The organism is Acinetobacter piscicola, from assembly GCF_002233755.1.
Lineage (GTDB): Bacteria > Pseudomonadota > Gammaproteobacteria > Pseudomonadales > Moraxellaceae > Acinetobacter > Acinetobacter piscicola.
The window spans coordinates 1-1,129 of record NZ_NIFO01000063.1; the positions used below are offsets into that span (position 1 = coordinate 1).

A 1,129-nucleotide genomic window follows, 5' to 3' on the forward strand; every position below is an offset into this window, starting at 1 on the left:
AAAAAAATCGAAGTAGGTAAAAGAGTCCTTCTTTCATCTGGAATCGAGGTTGATTTAAATTTGGATGGCCGTACATTTTACACTTCTTTAAATCAGCTATTTAAATTAAGTCATAAAGTTGCTTAGAGCCAATATCAATAAGCATTAAAAATTTGGGTAGATTTCTACCACTATAATTTTATTAAGGGAATATATATGTTTAAACAGAATCTCAGCGTAAAAGATCAGTTTGGGGTTAAACACGCTATTCAAGCAACAGTAGATCATCAGTTTGCCGATACGAAATCTCACTCGAATATAAAACATATCACTGTTGATGGAGAAGATATTCGACCTAGTTTCGAAATGTTTTTCCAAAGTACTTTAAGTGGAAAAATTTTTAAAATTTTATAAATACTATTGTTAAAACTAATACGATATTGATCGTGCGAAACGAGAGCTCAAAGCTCTCGTTTTTTTATGTAAAAACTGCTAAAATTCTTATACGCCATTGACGTACTTCAACCTATGTTATTTATTGAAACCAGTATTTTTACCAAGCAAATTAAAGAGCTTGTGAATGATGAAGAGTATCGTCAGCTTCAGCAGGATCTCTTGGTACAACCTGATAAAGGTGACTTAATCAAGAATGGCGGTGGCATTCGTAAAGTACGTTGTGCTCAAGGCAATAAGGGTAAAAGTGGTGGTATCCGGGTGATCTATTATTGGGTCACAGAAGATGATCAGATCTTTTTTCTGGTGGCTTATCCAAAGTCAGTAAAAGATAACCTGACTGATAAAGAAACATCGATCTTGCGTCAATTAGTGAAGGAGCAATTTCATGGATAACAACTTATTTGATGACTTGGTTGCTTCGATTAAAGAAGCTGGTGCTATCAAACGCAATGAAATGAAAGCAAGCCGAGTGACTGAGCTTGAATTACCAGATATTAAAGAAGTACGTGAGAAAACAGGCTTAACCCAAGCTGAATTTGCTGCACGTTTGCATATTAGCGCGAGAACCCTACAAAACTGGGAACAAGGCCGTCGCTATCCGACTGGTCCTGCAGCGACTCTAATTCGCATTCTGGATGCCCATCCAACCCTAATTTAAAAAGTTTAGATAATAAAAAACCCCGACATCCTGTCG

At 36.3% G+C, this 1,129-nt stretch carries 3 protein-coding genes; all 3 read left to right on the forward strand.

Features of this window, described 5'->3' with window-relative positions:
• The first annotated feature begins 195 nt into the window (after positions 1-195).
• The 3 genes from CDA10_RS16675 to nadS all read left to right on the forward strand — a co-directional run bounded on the left by CDA10_RS16675 (position 196) and on the right by nadS (position 1,093).
• Positions 196-393 carry a hypothetical protein gene (locus CDA10_RS16675; RefSeq protein WP_005404024.1) on the forward strand — a complete coding sequence of 66 codons (198 nt, stop codon included), beginning with the start codon at positions 196-198 and terminating at the stop codon, positions 391-393.
• 114 nt (positions 394-507) lie between these two features.
• Positions 508-828, forward strand: coding sequence for a type II toxin-antitoxin system RelE/ParE family toxin (locus CDA10_RS16680; protein ID WP_005404023.1), 321 nt, complete (start codon positions 508-510; stop codon positions 826-828).
• On the forward strand, positions 821-1,093 hold the full coding sequence (gene nadS / locus CDA10_RS16685; protein WP_004896911.1) for a NadS family protein: 273 nt from the start codon (positions 821-823) through the stop codon (positions 1,091-1,093). Before CDA10_RS16680 ends, nadS begins: the two co-directional genes overlap by 8 nt.
• Positions 1,094-1,129: the final 36 nt, after the last annotated feature.